The organism is Actinomyces sp. oral taxon 849 str. F0330, assembly GCF_000239715.1.
GTDB lineage: Bacteria > Actinomycetota > Actinomycetes > Actinomycetales > Actinomycetaceae > Actinomyces > Actinomyces johnsonii.
This window is the reverse complement of the sequence record NZ_JH470351.1, coordinates 273,100-294,960: the sequence shown is the minus strand read 5'-3', so window position 1 is coordinate 294,960 and position 21,861 is coordinate 273,100. Positions and strand designations below refer to the sequence as shown.

The 21,861-nt window shown below is 69.3% G+C and carries 22 protein-coding genes; 3 read left to right on the top strand and 19 right to left on the bottom strand.

The features are described from left to right. The first annotated feature begins 140 nt into the window (after nucleotides 1-140). Nucleotides 141-776: an O-methyltransferase gene (locus HMPREF0975_RS07180; RefSeq protein ID WP_009233478.1), complete on the top strand. Its 636-nt coding sequence runs from the start codon at nucleotides 141-143 to the stop codon at nucleotides 774-776. A 162-nt stretch (nucleotides 777-938) separates the two neighbouring features. Here HMPREF0975_RS07180 and HMPREF0975_RS14820 read toward each other — a convergent pair whose 3' ends face one another. Further along, complete coding sequence (locus HMPREF0975_RS14820) at nucleotides 939-1,106, bottom strand: DUF3117 domain-containing protein (RefSeq protein ID WP_003782053.1); 168 nt, start codon at nucleotides 1,104-1,106, stop codon at nucleotides 939-941. A gap of 105 nt (nucleotides 1,107-1,211) precedes the next feature. Continuing rightward, nucleotides 1,212-1,967 (bottom strand): TIGR00730 family Rossman fold protein, encoded by a 756-nt coding sequence (locus HMPREF0975_RS07175; protein ID WP_009233477.1) that lies wholly within the window; start codon nucleotides 1,965-1,967, stop codon nucleotides 1,212-1,214. 379 nt (nucleotides 1,968-2,346) lie between these two features. Between HMPREF0975_RS07175 and HMPREF0975_RS07170 the strand changes: the two genes are divergently transcribed. Next, nucleotides 2,347-4,089 carry a phospho-sugar mutase gene (locus HMPREF0975_RS07170; protein WP_049939570.1) on the top strand — a complete coding sequence of 581 codons (1,743 nt, stop codon included), beginning with the start codon at nucleotides 2,347-2,349 and terminating at the stop codon, nucleotides 4,087-4,089. Between the two features lie 242 nt (nucleotides 4,090-4,331). On the opposite strand, the gene HMPREF0975_RS07165 is transcribed toward HMPREF0975_RS07170, so the two are convergent. The 17 genes from HMPREF0975_RS07165 to HMPREF0975_RS07085 all read right to left on the bottom strand — a co-directional run bounded on the left by HMPREF0975_RS07165 (nucleotide 4,332) and on the right by HMPREF0975_RS07085 (nucleotide 20,701). Then, the gene (locus HMPREF0975_RS07165; RefSeq protein ID WP_009233475.1) at nucleotides 4,332-5,216 is read right to left on the bottom strand and encodes a metal ABC transporter permease; all 885 of its coding nucleotides are present in this window, start codon (nucleotides 5,214-5,216) and stop codon (nucleotides 4,332-4,334) included. Further along, entirely contained in the window at nucleotides 5,213-6,268 is a 1,056-nt protein-coding gene (locus tag HMPREF0975_RS07160) for a metal ABC transporter permease (RefSeq protein ID WP_009233474.1), read from the bottom strand. The genes HMPREF0975_RS07165 and HMPREF0975_RS07160 overlap by 4 nt, the downstream gene beginning before the upstream one ends. Further along, nucleotides 6,265-7,065, bottom strand: a complete 801-nt coding sequence (locus tag HMPREF0975_RS07155; RefSeq protein ID WP_009233473.1) for a metal ABC transporter ATP-binding protein — start codon at nucleotides 7,063-7,065, stop codon at nucleotides 6,265-6,267. The genes HMPREF0975_RS07160 and HMPREF0975_RS07155 overlap by 4 nt, the downstream gene beginning before the upstream one ends. Nucleotides 7,066-7,073: 8 nt before the next feature. Continuing rightward, on the bottom strand, nucleotides 7,074-8,258 hold the full coding sequence (locus HMPREF0975_RS07150; protein ID WP_049939569.1) for a metal ABC transporter substrate-binding protein: 1,185 nt from the start codon (nucleotides 8,256-8,258) through the stop codon (nucleotides 7,074-7,076). 152 nt (nucleotides 8,259-8,410) lie between these two features. Then, nucleotides 8,411-9,064, bottom strand: a complete 654-nt coding sequence (gene deoC / locus HMPREF0975_RS07145; RefSeq protein WP_009233471.1) for a deoxyribose-phosphate aldolase — start codon at nucleotides 9,062-9,064, stop codon at nucleotides 8,411-8,413. Nucleotides 9,065-9,113: 49 nt separating this feature from the next. After that, nucleotides 9,114-9,344 (bottom strand): hypothetical protein, encoded by a 231-nt coding sequence (locus HMPREF0975_RS07140; RefSeq protein ID WP_009233470.1) that lies wholly within the window; start codon nucleotides 9,342-9,344, stop codon nucleotides 9,114-9,116. Further along, nucleotides 9,344-9,604: a hypothetical protein gene (locus tag HMPREF0975_RS07135; RefSeq protein WP_156808212.1), complete on the bottom strand. Its 261-nt coding sequence runs from the start codon at nucleotides 9,602-9,604 to the stop codon at nucleotides 9,344-9,346. Before HMPREF0975_RS07135 ends, HMPREF0975_RS07140 begins: the two co-directional genes overlap by 1 nt. Nucleotides 9,605-9,633: 29 nt before the next feature. Continuing rightward, on the bottom strand, nucleotides 9,634-10,437 hold the full coding sequence (locus HMPREF0975_RS07130; protein WP_009233468.1) for a hypothetical protein: 804 nt from the start codon (nucleotides 10,435-10,437) through the stop codon (nucleotides 9,634-9,636). After that, on the bottom strand, nucleotides 10,434-11,780 hold the full coding sequence (locus tag HMPREF0975_RS07125; protein ID WP_009233467.1) for a thymidine phosphorylase: 1,347 nt from the start codon (nucleotides 11,778-11,780) through the stop codon (nucleotides 10,434-10,436). Before HMPREF0975_RS07125 ends, HMPREF0975_RS07130 begins: the two co-directional genes overlap by 4 nt. A 40-nt stretch (nucleotides 11,781-11,820) precedes the next feature. Further along, nucleotides 11,821-12,255 (bottom strand): cytidine deaminase, encoded by a 435-nt coding sequence (locus HMPREF0975_RS07120; protein WP_009233466.1) that lies wholly within the window; start codon nucleotides 12,253-12,255, stop codon nucleotides 11,821-11,823. After that, the gene (locus tag HMPREF0975_RS07115; protein ID WP_009233465.1) at nucleotides 12,252-13,535 is read right to left on the bottom strand and encodes an ABC transporter permease; all 1,284 of its coding nucleotides are present in this window, start codon (nucleotides 13,533-13,535) and stop codon (nucleotides 12,252-12,254) included. The genes HMPREF0975_RS07120 and HMPREF0975_RS07115 overlap by 4 nt, the downstream gene beginning before the upstream one ends. A 3-nt stretch (nucleotides 13,536-13,538) precedes the next feature. Further along, a complete protein-coding gene (locus HMPREF0975_RS07110; RefSeq protein ID WP_009233464.1) occupies nucleotides 13,539-14,846 on the bottom strand; it encodes an ABC transporter permease in 1,308 nt (435 codons plus the stop codon). Next, on the bottom strand, nucleotides 14,843-16,372 hold the full coding sequence (locus HMPREF0975_RS07105) for an ABC transporter ATP-binding protein (protein ID WP_009233463.1): 1,530 nt from the start codon (nucleotides 16,370-16,372) through the stop codon (nucleotides 14,843-14,845). Before HMPREF0975_RS07105 ends, HMPREF0975_RS07110 begins: the two co-directional genes overlap by 4 nt. Before the next feature lie 66 nt (nucleotides 16,373-16,438). Further along, nucleotides 16,439-17,539, bottom strand: coding sequence for a BMP family lipoprotein (locus HMPREF0975_RS07100; protein ID WP_009233462.1), 1,101 nt, complete (start codon nucleotides 17,537-17,539; stop codon nucleotides 16,439-16,441). 192 nt (nucleotides 17,540-17,731) lie between these two features. Next, nucleotides 17,732-18,904, bottom strand: coding sequence for a mannose-1-phosphate guanylyltransferase (locus HMPREF0975_RS07095; RefSeq protein ID WP_009233461.1), 1,173 nt, complete (start codon nucleotides 18,902-18,904; stop codon nucleotides 17,732-17,734). Between the two features lie 109 nt (nucleotides 18,905-19,013). Further along, a complete protein-coding gene (locus HMPREF0975_RS07090) occupies nucleotides 19,014-20,036 on the bottom strand; it encodes a YihY/virulence factor BrkB family protein (protein WP_009233460.1) in 1,023 nt (340 codons plus the stop codon). After that, on the bottom strand, nucleotides 20,033-20,701 hold the full coding sequence (locus HMPREF0975_RS07085) for a 2'-5' RNA ligase family protein (protein ID WP_009233459.1): 669 nt from the start codon (nucleotides 20,699-20,701) through the stop codon (nucleotides 20,033-20,035). Before HMPREF0975_RS07085 ends, HMPREF0975_RS07090 begins: the two co-directional genes overlap by 4 nt. A gap of 320 nt (nucleotides 20,702-21,021) precedes the next feature. On the opposite strand from HMPREF0975_RS07085, the gene HMPREF0975_RS07080 reads away from it, so the two are divergent. Continuing rightward, complete coding sequence (locus tag HMPREF0975_RS07080) at nucleotides 21,022-21,819, top strand: DeoR/GlpR family DNA-binding transcription regulator (RefSeq protein ID WP_034474370.1); 798 nt, start codon at nucleotides 21,022-21,024, stop codon at nucleotides 21,817-21,819. Nucleotides 21,820-21,861: the final 42 nt, after the last annotated feature.

Sequence of the window (21,861 nt, the reverse complement as noted above, 5' to 3'; positions counted from 1 at the left end):
TTCCCAGACAGGTTCCGCATCGGTTCGCCTACCGGCGGACTCACCCGGGCTCGCTCCCTTCCCCCTATCTGGCCGAACACCTGGAACAATGAGGCTCGAGGGGCAGCGCCTGGCGCCCCGCAGCAGAAGAAAGGCTCACAGTGAGTGCGGACAAGACGCTGAGCTGGTCCTACACGGAGGACTTCACCGCGGAGGACGAGGCCACCGCGCAGGCCCGCATGCGCGGGCTCGAGCTCGGCATCACCCCGGTCTCCTCTGGAACCGGTGCGGCGCTGCAGATGTTGGCCGCCTCGGTGGGCGCCAAGTCCGTGGCCGAGGTGGGCACCGGCACCGGCGTCTCGGGTCTGTGGCTGCTGGGCGGCATGGGCTCGGACGGGGTCCTCACCACGATCGATGTCGAGCCCGAGCTCCAGCGCGAGGCACGCCGCGCCTTCGACGGCGCAGGCTATCCCTCCTCGCGCACCCGCATCATCCAGGGGCGGGCCTCCGACGTCATGCCCCGGATGGCGGCTCGCTCCTACGACATGGTGGTGCTCGACGTCGCACCGGAAGAGGCGATTCTGCTGGCCTCCAACGCGCTGCGGATGCTGCGCCGAGGCGGGGTCCTGGCGGTCACCCGGGCCCTGTGGAACGACCACGTGGCCGATCCCGCCCGCCGCGACGTCACCACGGTGGCCGCTCGCGAACTCGGCAAGGCGCTGCGCGCCTCCAGGGCACTGCTGACGACGCTGCTGCCCGTCGGAGACGGACTGCTCGTCTCGGTGCGCCAGACCTGATAGCGCACCTGTCGCGCCGCCGGGAAGGATGAGACAGAGAGGAGGGAGGGTTGGACCCGTATCGGATCCGTCCCTCCCTCCGTAGGCTGGATGGCCCGGCCTCCGGTTCCTCGACGCCGAGGACCGAGCGGGACCGGTCTGCGCCCAGACCGCCCGGTTCGATCAGATCTTGGCGTTGGCCAGGGCCTCTCCAAGCTCCTTGACCTCGTCGGCCGTGATCTCGAGGACCAGTCGGCCGCCGCCTTCAAGCGGAACCCGCATGATGATGGCGCGGCCTTCCTTGACGACTTCGAGAGGGCCGTCTCCGGTCCGGGGCTTCATGGCAGCCATGTGCTCACCTTTCGTCAGTGCTGCGCGGGTACATCGCCGCGCGACCTGTCATATTCTACGACATTCAAGGTGCGACGTTCGAGGATGCGCCTGCCATGACACGACTCACGCCCCGCCCTGCCCGTTGCGCAGTCTGCGAGCGGCGCCCACCACGTAGTCCACGGCTTCCTCGGCCCCGTCGACGACGTGGAGCAGGTCGGGGTCGGTCGAGGAGATCGTGCCCCGGTCGATCATGGTGGTGCGCACCCACTCCAGCAGACCGCCCCAGTAGCCGCTGTCCACCAGGGCAATGGGGAAGGAGGAGATCTTCTGGGTCTGGACCAGGGTGAGGGCCTCGAAGAGCTCGTCGAGGGTCCCCATGCCGCCGGGCATGACGACGAAGCCGTCGGAGTACTTGACGAACATGGTCTTGCGGGCGAAGAAGTAACGGAAATTGACCCCGAGGTCGACGTAGTCGTTCATGCCCTGCTCGTGGGGCAGCTCGATACCGAGCCCCACTGAGGTGCCGCCCGCCTCGTGACACCCTCGGTTGGCGGCCTCCATCATGCCCGGGCCACCGCCGGTGATGACGGCGTAACCGGCTCGAGCCAGCCCGGCCCCGACCTCCACCGCCGCCCGGTAGGCGGGATCCTCGGACTTGGTGCGGGCCGAGCCGAAAACGCTGACAGCCGGTCCCAGCTCCGCTAGGGCGCCGAAGCCCTCGATGAACTCGGCCTGGATCCGCATGACCCGCCACGGGTCGGAGTGCAGCCAGTCGGCGTCGGCGGCGCTGCTCAGCAGGCGTGCGTCGGTGGTCTGGGTGGGGATCTGGGTGCCACGCAGCACCACTGACCCCTTGCGGTAGGACTCGCGTGTACTCATGTGGTCATGATTCCTCAATCCGGCCGGGGCGGCGACGCTTCTGCCGCTCCATAAAGTGGCGGACAGCGAATGCGGGTGAGCGACCGCCGATTCAGGCCAGCCAGTCGTGCAGGATGGAGGTGACCTCGTCAACCTGCTCGGCCGGGCAGTGCTCGTCCTCTTTCACTCTCCTTTCACATTAACCTCTTGCTTCCCAAAATCATCAGACACCCCACACTCTCAGAATAGTATCGAATCGTATCCTTTTTTTAATTCAGAACAACTTATTTCACGCGAGATCTGACGCAGTCGTGACTGGATTCTCCTTGTGTTTGGGAACACCCGTGAGGAGAGTCATTGTGAGCGCTTCCAGTACTTTTGTCGCGGTACCGTCGCCGATATGACCCGAGCCCCTGTAGACGTGTACGACGACGCTGCCGTGAACGCCTGGATCCAGGACGATCCGGATCCCGTTACTCGCGCCGAGCTCACTGAGCTTCTGGCGACTGCCGCCAGTTCTCATGGCAAGCAGGCCGAGGAAGCGCGCGCAGCCATCAGCGACGCCTTCAGCAACACGCTCACCTTCGGTACCGCCGGTTTGCGCGGTCGCCTGGGCGGTGGTCCCAACCGGATGAATCGGGTCGTCGTCATTCGGGCCGCTGCGGGCCTTTCGGCTTATCTCAAGGACCGTCTTGGTGAGGGTTTCAGCGTCGTCATCGGCTACGACGCCCGTCATAACTCCGAGCAGTTCGCGCGCGACACAGCGGCGGTGGTCACGGGCGCGGGCGGGAGGGCCATTCTCTTCGAGTCGCATTGCCCCACCCCGGTGCTCGCCTTCGCGCTGCGGCGTCTGGAGGCCGACGCCGGCGTTATGGTGACCGCCTCGCACAACCCACCTCAGGACAACGGATACAAGGTCTACCTGGGTGGACGGGCCGTGACCGACTCGGGCCAGGGAGCCCAGATCGTTCCCCCCTATGACACACAGATCGCCGCGGCGATCGACGCCGTCGGACCGGTCGCCTCGGTGCCGCGCCCACAGTCGGGCTGGGAGACGATCGACCCGGCTATCCGCGAGGAGTACATCGAGCGGGCCGCTCAGGCAGCGCGGATGAAGTCCCCGGCCCCTGTGAGGATCGTGCTGACGGCGATGCACGGCGTGGGCGGGGCCATCTGCCGTGAGGTGCTTGCCCGGGTCGGTTTCACCGACGTCGTCGAGGTGGCTGAGCAGTTCGAGCCCGACCCGGACTTCCCGACAGTCGCCTTCCCCAACCCGGAGGAGCCCGGGGCCCTGGACCTGGCACTGGATAAGGCGAGAGAGGTCGAGGCGGACCTGGTGATCGCCAACGACCCCGATGCCGACCGCTGTTCCGCCGCAATCCCGGACGCGGATGCCCCCGGCGGCTGGCGTCAGCTGACCGGTGATGAGGTCGGTGCGCTTCTGGGCGAGCAGGCGGCCGAGCTGGCGGCTTTCGCCGGCAACGGGGTTCTGGCCTGCTCGGTGGTCTCCTCCCGGCTGCTGCGTCGGATCGCCCAGTCCCACGGGCTGGGGTTCCGTCGCACCTTGACGGGCTTCAAGTGGATCAGCCGGGAACCGGGTCTGGTCTTCGGCTATGAGGAGGCACTGGGGTACTGCGTGGATCCCGCTGCGGTGCGGGACAAGGACGGTATCTCGGCCTCGGTGAGGCTGGCGGTGCTGACCTCCGTGCTCAAGCAGCAGGGGCGGACGCTGCAGGATCTGCTCGACCGGCTGGCCCGTGAGCACGGCTTGCACGCCACGAGCCCGTTGAGCATGAGGGTCGAGGACCTCGGCATCATTACCGCGACCATGGAGCGCCTGCGCTCGGGCGGGGCTCCGGCCAAGCTCGCCGGCTCCCCGGTCTCCACGACGGTGGATCTGCTCGACGGCGTCTCCGACGGTAACGGCGGCACGCTGCCCCCCACGAACGGCCTGGTGTGGGTGACGGCCTCCGATGACCGTGTGGTCGTGCGCCCCTCCGGGACCGAGCCCAAGCTCAAGTGCTACTGCGAGGTGATCCTGCCAGTGGGCGATTCTCCGGCGACTGAGGTGCGCGAGGCGGCGGCTGAACGTCTGGAGGCCATCAAGGAGGACCTGCGCGGTATCTTGGGAATCGTCGCCTGAGCTGCTTCCCCGGAGGCTCTCTTCGACGTCCCGGTTCTCCAAGGGTGGGGTTTAATCGACGAGAGGGGCTTGTGGCGGGGCCGGACCGGCACCGATCACCACCCTGCCCCAGAAGAGCCCAACCTGACAGAGCAGAGCCGGCGATCCGGTGCCGAGGCGAGCCGATGACACACCAGCGCCCCCTACGGCGTTCTCACCACGGCCTTGCCGCCATGATCGTCGAAACTCCGTGCGCGAAGGGCTCAGCGCCGGAACGGGATCCGTGCTCGGACTCTGCTCATGGCGATCCAGTGGGCGATGGCGGATATGAGGTACACCAATCCTGAGGCCACGGCGATGACGCCGCCTGCGGACAGGCTCAGCCGCACCGCGGCCAGCAACCCCACCAGGGCAGTGGCGGCGCCGAGGATCGGGGCTGACACGAGCAGCCGGCGCATGGTGGAGGTCCACGGTGCCAGTGCTGCCGCCGGCGCGGCGATGAGCGCGATGGGCAGAATCGTTCCCACGGCGGGCACCAGCATGACGATGGTCAGGGTGATCATGACCATGACGGTGGCTTCAGCCCACGCGGGACGCAGGCCACTGGCCCGGTAGCCCAACGGATCGAAGCTGTAGAAGGTGAGGAACCGCCCGGCCACGAAAAGCACGAGCACCGTCAGCGCCAGGACGACGCCGACGGCGATGACGTCCACGCGACTGACGTTGAGTACGGATCCGGCTAGGAAGGAGTCCACCTTGAGGGGTAGCGGGGCGAACCACTTGGAGAGGAAGTAGCCCAGGGCGAAGCCGAAGGTGAGGACCACGCCTGCCGCCGACTGCGATGTCACTCCCGGCACTTGGGAGAGTCGGCGCATCAACCAGATCATCGGCAGGCACATGAGCCCGGCTCCCACGAGCACAAGGGCGGACAGGAGGGTGAAGTCGGCGCGCCGTCCGAGGAGCGCCTGTGAGAGCCAGGCGGCCACAACCACTCCGACGATCGCGCCGGGGAAGGTCGCGTGGGTGAGTGACTCGGTGAAGAAGATTCTGCGGTGGACGAGTGCGATCGCTCCCACGAGCCCGGCCAGCAGCCCCATGAGGACCACCTCGACGATGGGCAGGAGGAGGATGTCGAGGCCGATGCTCATGCCCGGCTCCCTTCGGCCATCGGGACCGCTGCGCCCTCCGTACTCGCGGACTCGTCCGGGGAGGCGGCGCACGAGTCGGCGCTGCGCGCCGTCGTCGTCGAAACCTGTGCGGACTGCGCCGAGCGAGCACGCCGAGCCGGTCTGCGGAGCCTCTCGCGCGCAGCGGTGACACCGACGGCGAGGAGGAGGATGGCGGTCATCACCAGGGCAACGGAGGCTTGCGGGGAGATGGGTTTGTCGAGGGTTGCGGGCAGGGCCATGAGCAGCATGCCGAGGTAGCCGCCGCCCACGCCGACTCCGATCGCAACGAGGACCATGGTGCGCACCCGGGAGACGAGGATGCGCGCCGTCGCTCCGGGGATGACGAGGTAGCCGATGACGAGGAGGGTTCCCACCGCCGTCGAGGCCGAGACGACAGCGGCCGCGATGGCGGTGTTGAGGGCCAGATCGAGCGCGAGGAGCCGCAGTCCGGAGGCACGGGCGCCGGTACGGTCGAAAGCGTAGGCGATCTGCTCCTTCCAGGTTGTCATGATGAGCACGAGCGCAACGGCGCACACGATGAGCGCCTGGGCCAGGCGTTCATCGGTGACCTCCAACAGCCGGCCGAACATGAGGGCCTCAAGCTGACCCGACATGTCGCCCTTGGCCAGGGACAGGATGAGCCCGATGGAGAAGAAGCTGGTCAGGACGACGGCGGTGCCCGCTTCGGAGGCCTCGCCCCGACGCGAGCGATGGGAGACGAGGGTCAGGACCAGGGCCGCGGCGACGGCGACGACGGAGGCGGCCGGGATGATCGCGTTGATCCCCCAGTAGACGGCGCCGGCGACGATCCCGGGGAAGATGGCGTGGACCATGGCCTCGGCGCTGAACTCGGCGCTGCGCAGGTTGATGATGACGCCGATGACGCCGGCGACGACGCCCAAGAGCACCACCATGACCAGGGGCCGGAAGAGGAAGGGGGCGTCGGCCAGGGGCGCGAGGCCCGGCACGTTGACGGCCGCCAGGCGCAGCTGCTCGATGGCCTGGCTGAAGAGCGTTATGAAGTCGTTCACTGCGATTCACCCGCCTCGGCCGCGGAGCGCAGGCCCAGTAGCCGGGTGGTGCCGTGGCCGCCGTAGGCCTCGTCAATGTAGCGGGCGACGAGGACCTCGTCGCGAGGCCCGAAGGCGATCTGGCGTCCGGCCAGGAGCGCGACCTGCTCGCAGGTCTCCTGGGCCAAGACCAGATCGTGGGTGGAGATGATCAGCGAGATGCCCTGCTCCTTGAGGTCGGTGATGATGGACAGCAGGGCCTCGCGGTTGGGCTGGTCCAGGCCGTTGAAGGGCTCGTCGAGGAGGATGAGGCGGGGCCGGGCAGCCACGCAGCGCGCCACGAGGACGCGCTGCTGCTGACCGCCGGACAGGGTGCCGAAACGGCGTTCGGCGCGATCGGCCAGGCCGACGCTCTCCAGGGCCTCCAGGGCCCGACGACGGGTCTGGGCTCCGGGGCGCCGCAGGATGCCGAGTTGGGAGTACATGCCCATCTGGACCACCTCCCGCACGGTAACGGGAAAGGTGGGATCAAGGTCGCTGACCTGGGGCACGTATCCGACAGACCCGCGCGGCGCGCGCCCCGGCGCCGCCCCGTTGACCCGCACCCTCCCGGCACTGATGGTCACCATGCCGAGCAGGGCCCGCATAAGCGTCGTCTTGCCCGAACCGTTGGGGCCGACGAGAGCGAGGGCCTGCCCGGCCGGGACCCGGCCGTTGACACCGGTGAGTACCGTCGAAGCGCCGTAGGAGAAGGAGGCGTCCTCCAGGGTGACGACCGGCTCGGCCGCGGCGAGTGCGGAATCGTGGGGGTCTGTCATGTGGTTCCTCACTTGACGTCGGATGCCTTGGGGGTCCACTGGACGAGGTCGGCGGGGATCTCGGCTACTGTGCCGCCCCAGGCCTTGGTGAGGTTGGAGACGTTGTGGAGGATGGAGCCGATGTAGGTTTCGCCGTCAGAGCCGGGGGTGCCCAGGGAATCGCCGTAGAGCGCTTCGTCACCGATGACGGCCTTGACCCCGGCGACCTCAGCGACCTTCTGGACGGACTTGGGGTTGTTGGAGTTCTCGGCGAAGATGGCCACGGCTCCGGAGGCCTTGACCTTGTTTGCGGTCTCCTGGATCTTGTCGGCGGTGGCGTCCTGCTGGGCGTTGAAGTCGGACAAAGCCGCGCCCTCGAACTTCACGCCGAACTCGGCGCTGAAGTAGCCGAAGGCGTCGTGGCTGGTGAACAGGACCCGTTGTTCCTGAGGCACCGAGTTCAGAGAGTCTGCGGCCCACCCGTCGAGGGTCTTGAGCTTGGCGACGTAGGCGTCCACGTGGCTGCGGAAGACACCGGCCTGGTCGGGGGCGGCCTTCTCCAGGGCGGCGCCGATGTTGGAGACCTGGACGATGGCGTTCTTCGGCGAGGTCCACACGTGCGGGTCGAAGCGGAACTCGGGCTGGCTCTCACCCTCCTCAGGCGGGAAGGGCCACTTGGCGACCTCGATCTTGGCGCTGCCCCGGTCGACCTTGTAGGGCTTGGCCTCCTCCTTCTTCTTCTGAGCGGCCAGGTCATCGATGTCGGCGGCCCCGGCGACGCCGGAGGTCACCACCATGGTGCCCTTGAAGCCGGTGGAGTCGACGGCGGAGTCCAGGAAGTGCTCCAGATCGACGCCGGAGATGAAGAAGAGATCCGCCTCGGACAGGGCCTTGGACTGCGCCGTGGTCATGTCGTGCTGGTGCGCCGAGGCGTTGGGGGCCAGCAGGCAGGTGAGCTTGAGGCGGGACTTGGCCTTGGCGGCGTCGGCGCCGAAGTGCTGGGTCTTGCCGTCGGCTCCGGTGCGGTCGAAGGAGAGCTCGCTGGAGGCGTCGCCGGTGGCGAGCTGGGTGATGTAGTCGCAGATCTGGGTGGTGGAGGCGACCGCTTTGACCGTGCCCGACGCGTCGGCGGAGGTGGAACTGCGACCGCAGGCCGCCAGGGTCGGAAAGGACAGGGCGAGACAGGCGAGGGCCGCAGCGCTGCGGCGGCTCATACTGGGGATGGTTCTCATAGTGCCGAGTATAGTTTCGGGTACCCGAAACTTTGCAAGTTGAGACGAGCCTTCCTAACGCGGCCTTGTGTGCACGATGACGGACCCGGCGATGATGCCAGGTCGTCGGTGGTACTCAGCCGGGCATGGGCGCCTCAGTCGTCCAGTCCCTCGAGGACGGCGGCGGAGGCGGACAGCCCCAGGCGGTTGGCTCCGGCTTCGACCATGGCGAGGGCGTCGGCGGCGGTGCGGATGCCGCCGGAGGCCTTAACGCCGAGGCGGTCTCCGACGGTGGTGCGCATGAGGGCGACGGCATGGGTGGAGGCTCCTCCGGCGGGATGGAAGCCGGTGGAGGTCTTGACGAAGTCGGCTCCGGCGGCCTCGGCGGCGCGGCAGGTGGAGACGATCTCCTCATCGGTGAGGGCCGCGGACTCGATGATGACCTTGAGGACGGCACCCCGGCAGGCCTCGCGCACACCGCGGATGTCGGCTTCGACGGCGTCGATGTCGCCCTCCTTGACGAGGCGGAGGTTGACGACCATGTCGATCTCCTCGGCGCCCTTGGCGATGGCGTCGGCGGCCTCAGCGGCCTTGACGGCAGTGGCGTGGGCGCCGGAGGGGAAGCCGCAGACGGTGGCCAGGTGCAGTCCGTCGGGCAGGTTCAGCGGGAGGAGGCTCGGGGAGACGCACACGCTGTAGGCGCCCAGGGCGGCGGCCTCGGCGATGAGCGCGTCGACCTGGGCGGCAGTGGCCTCAGGTTTGAGGAGGGTGTGGTCGATGAGGCGGGCGATCCGGGCGCGTGTGGTCATGGGGGTCCTTCCTGGCGGAGCGGGTCACGTCATCATGGCCCGATCAGTCTCATCCGGGCAAAGTCGACTCGGCCCGGCGGAGGACGCGAAGCCCCCACCCCTGCAGGGTGAGCGGGATGAGTAGAACTGCCGGGATCCATAATCCGCGCAGACCGTACAGGCCGATGGCGAAGGGGACCGACAGGATCGTCACCGCCCCGAGTACTCCGACGGCGAAGATCATGATCGCCAGGGCTCGCTGAGTACCCCGGAGATCCGCATCATGGCCGACAGGCGACATCAGGCGTCCCCCTCACCGGAACGTAGATCGGCGTATCTGGTTCTCAACCTCCCGGCCACGAGCGCCACCGCGACCACCGAACCCAGGATGGGAAGGGAGAAGGCACACAACAGCACCACAGCGCTACGAACCCCTCTTGCGCTGACAAAGATGTACAACGCTGAGACCATGCCTGCAACGTACAGCAGGATGAACGCCGCTTCCGGTGCCGACAAGGAGAACACGCGCCCGCCTTTCAGGATGACAGAACCTTTTCCCACCCCTTGAGTCAGGATAATACTCTTGGTGGTCAGTTTTCGGGCGCGATGATGGCGAGGATGCGGGGCCAGCCGCCGAGCTCGCGGGGGCCGGGGCGGTGCGGATCACGCACAGCGGTCAGGTCGAGGGGTCGCACGGATCCGCTGGAGGGCTCGTAGATGTGCGCGCTTCCCTCGCCGGGGTCCTCCTGCCCGATGGTCTGCCAAGGCAGGGCCAGGACGTAGTGGCGGGGCACGGCCGGGGTTCGCGCCAGGGATGTGCGCAGCCGCGACCCGACAGTGGGCTCGCCCTCGGCGACGTCATCGAGGACGAGAGGGCCGCCGGTGACCAGGATGACCGGGAGCCCGCCTGCCAGCACCTCACGGATCGAGGCGACTTCACGCCCCCAAGCGGGACCGTGGTCGCTCACCCACCTCACTGCGTAACGGCGGCGCGAGTCACCAAGAGCGCAGGCGCTCACGATCCCGGTCATCTGCCGGGCCACGGACCAGGGCGTGGACCCAAGCGCCTTCGGCCAGGGCAGGACCCCCAGACCGTGGACATTCATGGCCCGTTGGAGCCGCAGTTGCTGGCGGGACAGGACGGATAACAGCTGCTTGCCCTCCCGGCCGGGCTCCGACGCGGCCATCTCCTGGACGAGCTCCCCCGTCATGGCAGCGCGATCGCCGGGCGCCAGGAGCAGGCGGGCGGCCAGGAGGCAGGTGGGCCCGCAGGTGGTGCCGTCGGTCTGGGTGAGGGTGATGGCCTGGCCCGCCTGGGTGAGGCGCCCCACCCGTAGCCGGGAATTGACGGCCCGGACGACGATGGCTGGCTCTACCTGCCGGGGCGTGGTCATCCGATGCGCTCCAGGACGACGCCGCGCTCACGGCGGGCGACGGCGTCGGCCGCCTGCGGGGAACCGGCCTGGGAGATGACGATGCCGCCAGCGAGCGCCTCCCGGGCGCGGGTGAAGCGCTCGGGCGTGGCGGTGTGCAGGGTGAGCAGCTCCTGTCCGGCGCGCACCTCGTCGCCCGGCTTGGCGTGCATGGTGACGCCGGCGACGGCCTGGACCGGGTCCTCTTTGCGGGCGCGCCCGGCCCCGAGGCGCCAGGCGGCCACCCCGACGGCGAGGGCGTCCAAGGTGGTCAGAACGCCGTCGGCCGGGGCGGTAACGGTCTCGGTCTCGGGCGCCTGGGGCAGGGGCGCGTCCGGGTCCCCTCCCTGGCGGGCGACCATGTCGCGCCAGACGTCCATAGCACGCCCGTCGGCCAGCGCGGCGCGGGCCTGGTCCTTCTCCACGGGTCTGCCGGCGGCGGCGCACATCTCCAGGGCCAAGGCCACGGTGAGATCGACGACGTCGGCCGGTCCCCCGCCGGCGAGCACCTCGAGGGACTCGGCAACCTCGAGGGCGTTGCCGGCGGTGAGTCCGAGCGGGGTGGACATGTCGGTCAGCAGGGCTCGGGTGGTCACGCCGGCGTCGGTGCCCAGGGCCACCATGGTGGAGGCGAGCTCGCGGGCCTGGTCGAGCTCCTTCATGAAGGCCCCCGAGCCGACCTTGACGTCCAGGACGAGGGCGCCGGTTCCCTCGGCGATCTTCTTGGACATGATCGAGGAGGCGATGAGCGGGACGCAGGAGACGGTGGCGGTGGTGTCGCGCAGAGCGTAGAGGCGCTTGTCGGCGGGGGCCAGGCTCGCCCCGGCGGCGCAGATGACGGCGCCGGGGCCGCTGGGCCCGAGCATCGCCAGGATCTCCTCGCCAGTGAGATCGGCCCGCCAGCCGGGGATGGACTCCATCTTGTCCAGGGTCCCGCCGGTGTGCCCGAGCCCGCGTCCGGATAGCTGGGGGACGCTCACGCCGAAGACGGCCACGAGCGGCGCCAGCGGCAGGGTGATCTTGTCCCCCACTCCCCCGGTGGAGTGCTTGTCCGCCGTGGGCCGCCCGAGGCCGGAGAAGTCCATTCGCTCCCCAGAGGCGATCATGGCGCCGGTCCAGCGGGTGATCTCGGCCCGGCTCATGCCGCGCAGGTAGATGGCCATGGCCAGGGCGCTCATCTGCTCCTCGGCGACGGCGCCGCGGGTGTAGGCCTCCACGACCCAGTCGATCTGGGTGTCGGTCAGGGTGGCGCCGTCGCGCTTGGCGGCGATGACGTCGACGGCGTCGAAGGGCTCGACGACCGGCGGGGCGGCGGGGACGGTCACGGGGTTTCTCCTCCATCTGTGGCTGCTGGTCAGCCGGCCCTCAGCTCTGCTGGCCGACGACGCGCTCGACGTCATCAGCGGTGAAGCGGTCGGGCAGGACCTCGTCGATGCTCATCATCCCCGAGGGCATGGCCAGCACCATATCGTCGGCGGCGTGCTCGCTCAGGAGCTGGCGGCAGCGCCCGCACGGGGCGCAGGCGCGGCCGAGAGCGTCCACGCAGGCGAAGGCGACCAGGCGGCCGCCCCCGGTGCGGATGAGCTCGGAGACGAGCCCGCACTCGGCACACAGGGTGACGCCGTAGCCGGCGTTCTCGACATTGCACCCCGAGACGAGTCGGCCGTCGTCGACCAAGGCGGCGGCGCCGACCTTGAAGCGGGAATAGGGGGCGTAGGCGTGGGTCATGGCCTCCACGGCGAGCTCGTGCAGGTCCCGCCAGTGGGCGTCGGTCAGATCGGTGGGCGCGATGCTGCTCACGGGTAGGGCACCCCCTCGGCGGCGGGGGCGCGCACCTTGCCCACGAATCCGGCCACCGCCAGGATCGTGACGATGTAGGGGATCATGGAGATGATGTCAGGTGAGACAGAGCTGCCGATGATCGGCAGGGTCTGGGCCACCGAGGTGGCGAAACCGAAGAGCAGGGCCGCCCCCAGGGAGCCCAGGGGTCGCCAGGCACCCAGGATCATGGCGGCCAGGGCGATGTAGCCGTTGCCGGCGGTCATGTCGTTATCGAAGGACAGGCCCGAGCCGACGGTGAAGAACGCCCCGCCCAGTCCGGCCAGCGCCCCGGCCAGGGCGAGGTTGGCCACGCGGGTGCGCATCACCTTGATGCCGACGGTGTCGGCGGCCTTGGGGTGTTCGCCGCAGGCCCGCAGCCTCAGTCCCCAGCGGGAGCGGAAGAGCATGGCGGACAGGACCGCCACGGCGACGTACATGAGGTAGACGAGGATCGTCTGGCGGAAGAGGACCGGCCCGATGATCGGGATCCGGGACAGGATCGGCACCGCCAGGGTGGGCAGGCGCAGGGCACGGTTGAGGCTGGGGCTGGATGACAAGAAGGTGGAGAACAGGAAGCCGGTCAGCCCCGAGACCAGGACGTTGAGGACGACGCCGACGACGATCTGGTTGACCCGGTAGCGCAGTCCGAACAGGGCCAGCAGGAGCGCCACGAGGACTCCGGCCACGGGCGCGGCGAAGAGCCCCGCCCACGGGCTGGAGCAGGCCGAGGCGACGACGGCGCCCAGGAAGGCCCCGCCCAAAAGCTGGCCCTCGATGGCGATGTTGATGGTGCCCGAGCGCTCCCCGATAATCCCGGCCAGCGACCCGTAGACGAGCGGGACGCTCAGCCCCAGCGCAGAGGACAGGATGGTCACCAGGGGGATGACGCCGTTGCGTCCGGCGCCGGCCCAGGCCAGGAATGCGACAACGAATCCGACGCCCATGAGGACGCTCACCCAGGCAGTGTCCTCGCGGCGATGCATGGCCCGTACGAGGGCGACGGCGGTGACTGCGGCGACGATCCCCGCGGCGATGAGAATAATCAGCCGTGCGTTGAGTGTGGAGTCCTCGAACTGGAAGAAGTCGGAGGGGACGGTGAACCGGAAGGTGGTCGAACCGCGGGCGCTCAGCGCCATGAGTCCCTGCAGGAGGAACACGACGACGCCGGTGATCGGGATCTTGAGGTTCATGGGCTCCACGGCCGTGGAGGCGGAGGCGACTGAAGCGGTTGACCCGGTTGAGGTGGATGACGCCGTCATGGCTCAGGCCTCCTTCGCGGTGGGAGTGGCCGTAGCCGCGGCCGGCACTGAGGCGGGGGACGGATCGGCGCCGCCCGTGAGCGCCCGGCGCTCCGGCAGCCGGAAGATGGCTCGGACCAGAGGCGGAGCGGCGATGAACAGCACGATCGTGGACTGCAGGACCAGGACGATCTTGATGTGGGTGCCGGGCGCGGCCTGCATGGCGGTTCCGCCGGCGCGCAGGGCGCCGAAGAGCAGGCCTGCCAGGACGGTTCCCACGGGCCGGGAGCGGCCCAGCAGCGCCACGGTGATGGCGTCGAAGCCGATGGTTCCCGCAACGGACTCGTCCATGCTCTTCTGGGTTCCCAGGACCGGAGCACTGGCGGCGATCCCGCACAGGGCGCCGGATATCATCATGACCAGGCTCGTCACCCGGGGCACGCTCATGCCGGCGGTGCGGGCGGCGTCGGGGTTCAGGCCGGTGGCCCGCAGCTGGAAACCGAGGCGGGAGCGCTCCATGAGCCACCACACGGCCGCCGCGGCCAGCAGGGCCAGGAGGAAGCCGGCGTGGAGGCGGAAGGAGCTGCCGGCGAGCGAGGGGTACTGGGCGGAGTCGGCCACGGTCAGCGACTTGCGGTTACCGGTCTCCCCCTCCCCGTTGAAGGCCTTGAGACTGAGTACCTGGGACAGCAAGTGGGCGGCGATCGAGTTGAGCATGATCGTCACGATGACCTCATTGGCGCCGGTACGGGCCTTGAGGACTCCGGCGATACCGCCCCAGAGCAGTCCTCCCAGGGCCGCCCCGACGACGGCCAGGAGCAGGTGGACCACCGGCGGCAGGTTCCAGGCGATGCCCACGTAGCAGGCCGTGATCGCCCCGAGGATCATCTGCCCCTGGCCGCCGATGTTGAACAGTCCGGCGCGAAAGGCCACTGCCACGCCGAGCCCGGCGATGATGAGCGGGGTGGCGTTGGTGAGGGTATCGGTGATGGGGCGGATCATGCGCACGCCCGTGGTGGCCCGCCAGTCCAGGACCGAGCCGCGCAGCAGCGAGCTGTAGGCCTCGCTCAGGGTAGATCCGGCGGCGTGGAGGAAGTCGCCGGGGCGGTTGAGGAGGTAGCCGGCCGTGTAGCGCACCTGGGAGTCGGCCGCGAGGATGAGGATCGAGGACAGGACGAGGGCGGCCAGGATCGCGAGCAGCCCGACGACGGCCGGCGAGGAGGCGACCTGCCGCAACAGGGCGGACTGGCTGCTCGGGCTGGGCGCGGACCGCTCCTCGGACTGGACTGTCGGCGTCGGTGCAGTGCCGGAGCCGGTGGAGGGTGTGCTCATCGTTGCTGCTCCTGAGGGTCGAGGGCCTGCTCGGCGGGGGTGCCGGCCATCATGAGGCCCAGGGCGTCGCGGGCGGTGTCGGCGGGGACGATGCCGACGATCCGCCCGCGGTACATGACGGCGATCCGGTCGGCCAGGGCGTATATCTCGTCGAGCTCTGAGGAGATGATGAGGACGGCAGTGCCGGTGTCGCGCTCGGCGACGATGCGCTGGTGGACGAACTCGATGGAGCCAACGTCCAGGCCGCGGGTGGGTTGGGAGGCGACGAGGACCTTGAGGGGTCGGGAGAGCTCGCGGGCAAGGATGGCCTTCTGCTGGTTGCCACCCGAGAGGGTCGAGATGGCGTCGTCGACGTCGGTGACGCGCACGTCGAACTCCTCGCGCATCCGGTGGGCGGCCTGGCGCACGCGGAGCGGCGACAGCGACGGCCCCCGGCCCAGGACGGGGTCGTCGTAGCGGTCCAGGACCATGTTCTCGGCGACGGAGAGCTCGGCGACCATGCCGTCGGTGGAGCGATCCTCGGGAACGAAACCGAGTCCGGCCCGCAGCCGGCGGCGCACCCCGTGGCGGGTGACGTCGTGGCCGTCAAAGGCGATGGTGCCGGTGGTCGGCGAGCGCAGCCCGAGGATGACCTCGCTCAGCTCGGTCTGCCCGTTGCCCTGGACGCCCGCGATGGCGAGGATTTCGCCGGCGCGCACGTTCAGGTCGACGTCGTCGAGCAGGACGGCGCCGTCCTCGACGAGGCCGACGCCGCTCAAAGCGAGCGTTTCCCGTCCGGCTTCGGCCGGGGACTTGTCGATGGTGAGGGAGACGTCGCGGCCGACCATGAGACCGGCGAGCTCGGCGGCCGGAGCGGTGGGCTCGGCGGTGCCCACGACGCGGCCGCGGCGGATGACGGTGATGGTGTCGGCGACCTCGCGGATCTCTCGCAGCTTGTGGGTGATGAAGACGATCGAGGTTCCGGAGGCCTTGAGCTCGCGCATGATGGCGATGAGCTCATCGGTCTCCTGCGGGGTGAGCACGGCGGTGGGCTCGTCGAGGATGAGGACCTTGGCGTCGCGGGCGAGGGCCTTGATGATCTCCACGCGCTGCTGGACGCCCACGGGCAGGTCCTCGATGAGGGCGTTCGGGTCGACGTCGAAGCCGAAGCGGCGGGAGATCTCGGTGACCTTGGCCGCGGCGGCGTCGGCGTCGATGATTCCCAGCGGCCCGACCGGCTCGTATCCCAGGGCGACGGATTCGGCCACCGTGAAGACGGGCACGAGCATGAAGTGCTGGTGGACCATGCCAATGCCGGCGGCCACGGCGTCGCCCGGTCCGGAGAAGGTCACGGGCTCGTCGTCGATGAGGATCGCTCCGGCGTCGGGCCGGTAGAGGCCGTAGAGGACGTTCATGAGCGTGGACTTGCCGGCGCCGTTCTCTCCCAGGAGGGCGTGGATCTGGCCGGGCTCGATGATCAGGTCGATATGGTCGTTGGCCACGAGCGGCCCGAAGGCCTTCGTGATCCCGCGCAGCTCAAGCTTCACAACAGGCTCGCTTCCAGAGGACGAGGAGGGCGGTGGAGGCTCGGGGCGCTGGCCCCGGGCGGGCGTTCAGGAGGGGTCATAGGGGGTCGTGACGTCGAGGGTTCCGGCGATGATCTGGGCGCGTAGCTCCTCGATGCGCGCCTTGACCGGCGCAGGCACCTGGGAGTCGAAGTCGTGGAAGGGGGCGACGGCCACCCCCTTGTTCTTCAGGGTTCCGATGTAGGGCTCGGCGGAGTATCTGCCTTCGGAAGCGTTCTTGACGGTGTCGTAGACCGAGTTGCCGATCTCCTTGACCACAGAGGTCATGATGATGTTGCCGTCGCCGGTGGAGGTGTAGCCGTCGGAGTCGACCCAGATAACGGCGTTGGCACCGCCCGCATCGTTCTTCTGCTTGATGGCGGACAGCGTGCCCTGGCCGACGGGCCCGGCCACGGGCATGACGATGTCGGCGCCCTGGGAGACGAATTGCTCGGTGATGGCCCTGCCCTTGGCGGCGTCGGAGAAGTTGCCGACGAAGGATCCGCCCTTGCCGGTGGTGGTGTCCCAGCCCTTGACCTGGACGGCAGCACCGGTGTCCTCGTTGTACTTGGCCACGCCCTTGGCGAAGCCGTCCATGAAGATCTGGACGGTGGGCAGGGGCTTGCCGCCGTAGGTGCCCACCACCCCGGTCCGGGAGGTGCCGGCGGCGGCGTAGCCGGCCAGGTAGGCGGCCTCGGCCGTCTTGAACAGGAGGGGCTTGGCGTTGGGCAGGGTGGCGAGCTGTCCGTCAGCGCCGATGAAGGAGGCGTCGATGAGGGCGAATTGGATGTCGGGGTTGGTCTTGGCCGACTCGGTCAGGTCGGCGGCGATGTTGAAGCCGACGCCGATGACGAGCTTGCAGTTCTGCTGGATGAGCGCGTAGATGTTGGTGGCGTAGTCAGCCGAGCTCTCCGACTGCACCGCGATGGTCTTGACGCCGAGCTCCTTGCCGGCCCGGTCCAGGCCCTTCTTGCCGGACTCGTTGAAGGAGTGGTCGTCGAAGCCGCCCTCATCGGAGAGCATGCAGGCGGTGAAGTCCTTGGCACCCTCGAGGTTGCGCGTGGGCCGCTGCGCCGGTGGCGTCCCGCAGGCGGCCAGGGCCAGAGCCAGGGCCGCACCGAGCGTCATCGCGGAGCAGGCCTTCTTCATGGAAACCTCCCTGGTTCTCGCATGCGACAGTGGACACATCCGCATGTCCAGGATAGGCGAAAATCCCGCATTCTCACACCGTGCGATCCACCGGACTCGGCTCGTAATCGCCTAGGTTTCAGCGCAAGGGCCCGGCGCCGGAGAAGTCTCTTCTCCCGGCGCCGGGCCCCTCAGTGGTCTCTGCTGGAACCGCTAGAGCAGGTCCTGGCGTCCAGCGGCTCGCAGGGCGTCCACGACTCCCTTGACGTCCTGGGCGCGCTCGGGCGTGGTGACCAGGAGAGCGTCGGGGGTATCGACGACGACGGCACCCGGCACTCCCAGCAGCACCACTGTGCGTGTGGACGTGGAGGCGATGAGGGCGCCATCGGAGCCGATCGTCCGGACATCGGCCCCGGGGGCCTCGGCTGCTGAGCCGTCGACGCCGTCGAGCACGCAGGCACCGGCAGCAGGTCCCTGGTCTCGTGGAGCGACGAGTTCGGTCAGGGCGTCGAAGCCGCCGACGTCGTTCCACCCCATGGAGACCGGCACAGTGGCCACTCCTCCGGCGGCGGCCACCGGCTCGGCGATGGCGTGGTCGATGGCGATCTTCTCCAGGTCCGGCCAGCGCTCGGCCAGGATCTCCTCGCGCCCGGGGGTATCCCAGGCCGCGGCGATGGCCTCGATGCCGGCCGCCAACTGCGGCCTGAGGTCGGCCAGGTGGTCCAGGAGCACGCCCGCACGGACCACGAACATGCCGGCGTTCCAGCGGTAGTCGCCGGTGGCCAGGTAGGCGGCGGCGGTGTCGGCGTCGGGCTTCTCGGTGAAGCCCAGGACCTGGCGACCGTCGGGAGCGCCGGGCACATCAGTGGGGTCGCCGGCGTGGATGTAGCCGAAGGCGGTCGAGGGCCCGGTGGCCTCGATCCCGATGGTGACCACCCAGCCCTGCTCGGCCAGGATGGCGGCCTGGCGCACGGCGTCGGCGAAGGCGGGCCGATCGGCCACCGTATGGTCGGCGGCGAAGGAGCCGACGACGGCGTCTCGTCCGTGGCGGTGGGCGATGACGGCGGCGGCCAGGCCGATGGCCGCCATGGAGTCGCGCGGGGAGGGCTCGGCCAGGAGATTCTCGCGCGGGATGCCTGGGAGCTGGTCGGCCACGGCGGCGATGTGTGCGACGCCGGTGACGACCGTCGTCGTCGCGGTCACCGGGGCGAGGCGCTCGACGGTGTCCTCAAGGAGGCTGTGGCCGGCCCCGGTGAGGTCGAGGAGGAACTTGGGGCGGTGACGGCGGCTGAGCGGCCACAGCCGGGTACCCGCGCCTCCGGCGGGGATGATGGCATGGATGGCCGGGGCCGGGCCGGCGGTGGGACCGGAGCCGTTGAGCTGCACAGCGTGATCGGGCTTGTCAGGGTTACCAGGAGTGTCAGTCACCGCAACAGGCTAGCGCCCCTACCGGCGCCTGCTCGTCAGATCGGGCCCGAGCCCGCCCTCCTCGGGTTCAGGAGACCGGCACCGGGGGGACGTAATCGGGATGCGCCGTCGGGTCGGCCTCGAGGCTGCCGGTAATGGACTGGCGGGGCCAGGCCAAGGTCTCAGGCACGGAGAGGGTGACGTAGTTGGGGCGCTCGCGGGCGTGGACCTCATCGGGATGGCCGACGTCCCGGGGCAGGGGCGGGTTGGCCATCCAGGCGGCCATGAGCAGCACGATGCGGCTGGTCAAGTGCAGCCACAGGACCAGCACGGCGATGGCGGCGAAGGAGGCCAGGAGAGGATTGCGCGACACCGAACCGACCGCGCCAGTCCCCACCTGGCGCAGCACGCCGAGCGCGAAGGCGCCCAGCATGCAGCCCAGTGCCAGATCGCGTCGGGGAGGGCGGACACCGCAGATGGTGATGAGGAGCGCCAGGATGCCGGTATCGATGAGGAAGGAGATGAGAAGCGTCGCTAGCCACGCCCCGGTGCCGGTCAGCGACTCCGGCAGGCCCAGGGCCCGACCGACGTTGCCGGACAGCGTGGTCGTCACCACCGAGGCGACGGCGGTCACGAGCACCCCAGCCACCATGACGAGAAACCCGGTGATGTTCGCCAGTTGCCCGACCACCGGCCTCATCACGGGGTTGACCAGTCCGAACATGGCGCGCAGCGCGATCTTGAGAGTACCCATGAGGCTGATGACCGAGTAGATGAGCGCCCCTGCCGCCACCACCGATCCCAGATTGAAGGCCGAGCTGACAGACAGCTGGCTCACGGACACCAACCCCTGGCCGTTGCCGGTGTCGATGACGCCGGGCAGCAGGGAGTTGATCGAGTCGACGACGGCCGCTCGGAAGGTGGGGCGGTTGCCGAGCATCGCCATGAGCAGATTCATACCGATGACGAGCACCGCGAAGATCGAGAACATACCGGTGTAGGCAATCCCGCCAGCCATGAGCGCACCGCGCGCCGTGCCGTAGCGGATCAGGGCACGACCGATCCGAGTGCGCCGCGCGGCCGCCAACAGGGCCCTGGCACGCCCGATCACACCGAGACCACGGGAGTCGTCTCTGGCGCCGAGGCAGCGGGCACGCCCGTGACCTCGCCGACTTCAGCCGTCTCAGCGACGGACACGAGAGAGCCCCCGAAGGCAAAGGCGGCGGCCACTTCCCAGGCCCCCTCGACGTCGGTCCGACCGGGTTGGAGGGACCGCTCGAGGTGGCGGTAGAGGTGGAGCTTGGTGACGGTGAAGTCCATGACCAGCTCCGCCCCCTCCCTGGCCGCCAAGTCGAGGTCCTCATCGGCGACCTCGTGGGCCAGGGTCACGTGCGGGTGGAAGGGGAAGCTCAGCGAACGCGCCAGAGGCCCGCGGCGGTCACGGACCCGCATCTGGAGGCGGTCGCACTCCTGGGCGCCGCTGCGCAGGCCGAGGTAGACCACGGGGCTGACGGGGCGGAAGGTGCCGACCTGGTCAAGGCGCACGTCGAAGGGCTGCGTCCCGGCGGCCACGTTGCGCAGGTGCCGCATGACCTCATCGAGCGAGTCAACATCGACGGCCGTCGGCGGCAGCAGGGTGATGTGGGGCGGGACGACGTCGGCCATCGGGTCTCCCGCGGCCTCCCGCACCGCCCGCACCTGGGCGGCGTAGTGGGAGGGCAGGGCAATGGCCACACCGATGACGCACTGGTGCGCGTCTGGTGCGGGGATCTGCATGGCTCCTGAGCTCCTGCGGGACGGTTGACTGATAGGCGATCCTCATCGGGACGAGCGGACGCCCGAGGGTTACCTGGACACACTACCGCGCCGCACCGCCCACGTCCCAGCCGGGGGCGCCGCGCGAGCGGGGATAAGTCTGCCATGACCGACCGAATGGACGAAACGTGAACTACCACCACCCCTTCTGCGCGACTCTGCGCGACTCTGTGCGGGAACGTGCGGACATGGGTGTTTTCGACGACGAGGTCTGGCAGACTGGCCCCATGCAGCCCGGTCCCACAGCCTCCTCCGCCGTCGGCTCCTCCCGACCGGCCCCGATGCTCGCCCGCCAGCGCCAGGAACACATCCTGGAGCGGGTGGCGGCCACTGGGGGCGTTCGCGTGGCCGATATCGTCGAGGAGCTGGGAATCTCGGAGATGACCGTGCGCCGCGACATCACCGAGCTCGTCACCCAGGGGCTGGTCGAGCGCGTCCACGGCGGTGCGGTGGCGGCCGGCCCCACCACCCTCGAGCCGCGCTTCACCGCCAAGTCCACCCTCCATCCGGACGCCAAGCGCCGCATCGGTCAGGCCGCGGCCGCCATGGTGCGCCCCGGGGACTCCTTGGCGCTGTCGGCCGGAACCACCACCCTGGCGCTCGCCCACGCCCTGACCGAGCTGGAGCACTTCCCCACCCTGACGGTCATCACGAACTCGCTGCCCGCCGCGCAGGTGCTCTTCGACGCCGCCGACGCCGCCCGCGCTGAGAACCGCGACGCCCCCACGGTGGTGATCACCGGGGGTGAGCGCACGCCGTCGAACGCTCTGGTGGGGCTGGTGGCCGTCGACGCGCTGCGCACGATGCGCGTCGAGTGGGTCTTCCTGGGCGCCCATGGCTTCACCCCCGAAGCCGGGCTCATGACCCCCAACCTGTTGGAGGCCTCCGCCAACCAGGCGCTTGTCGCCGCCGGGCGCACGGTGGTGGCCACCTTGGACTCCTCCAAGTGGGGGGTCCTGGGGCTGCGGTCCTTCTGCGCCACCCGGGACATCGGTGTCCTGGTGACCGATGCCGAGCCCGACGCCGACACCGTGGCGGCCCTCCGGGAGGTCGGCACTCGGCTGACGATCGCCGCCTAACCCGCCCCCCGCCCTCGACAGTCCTCCATCCACCAACCCGAC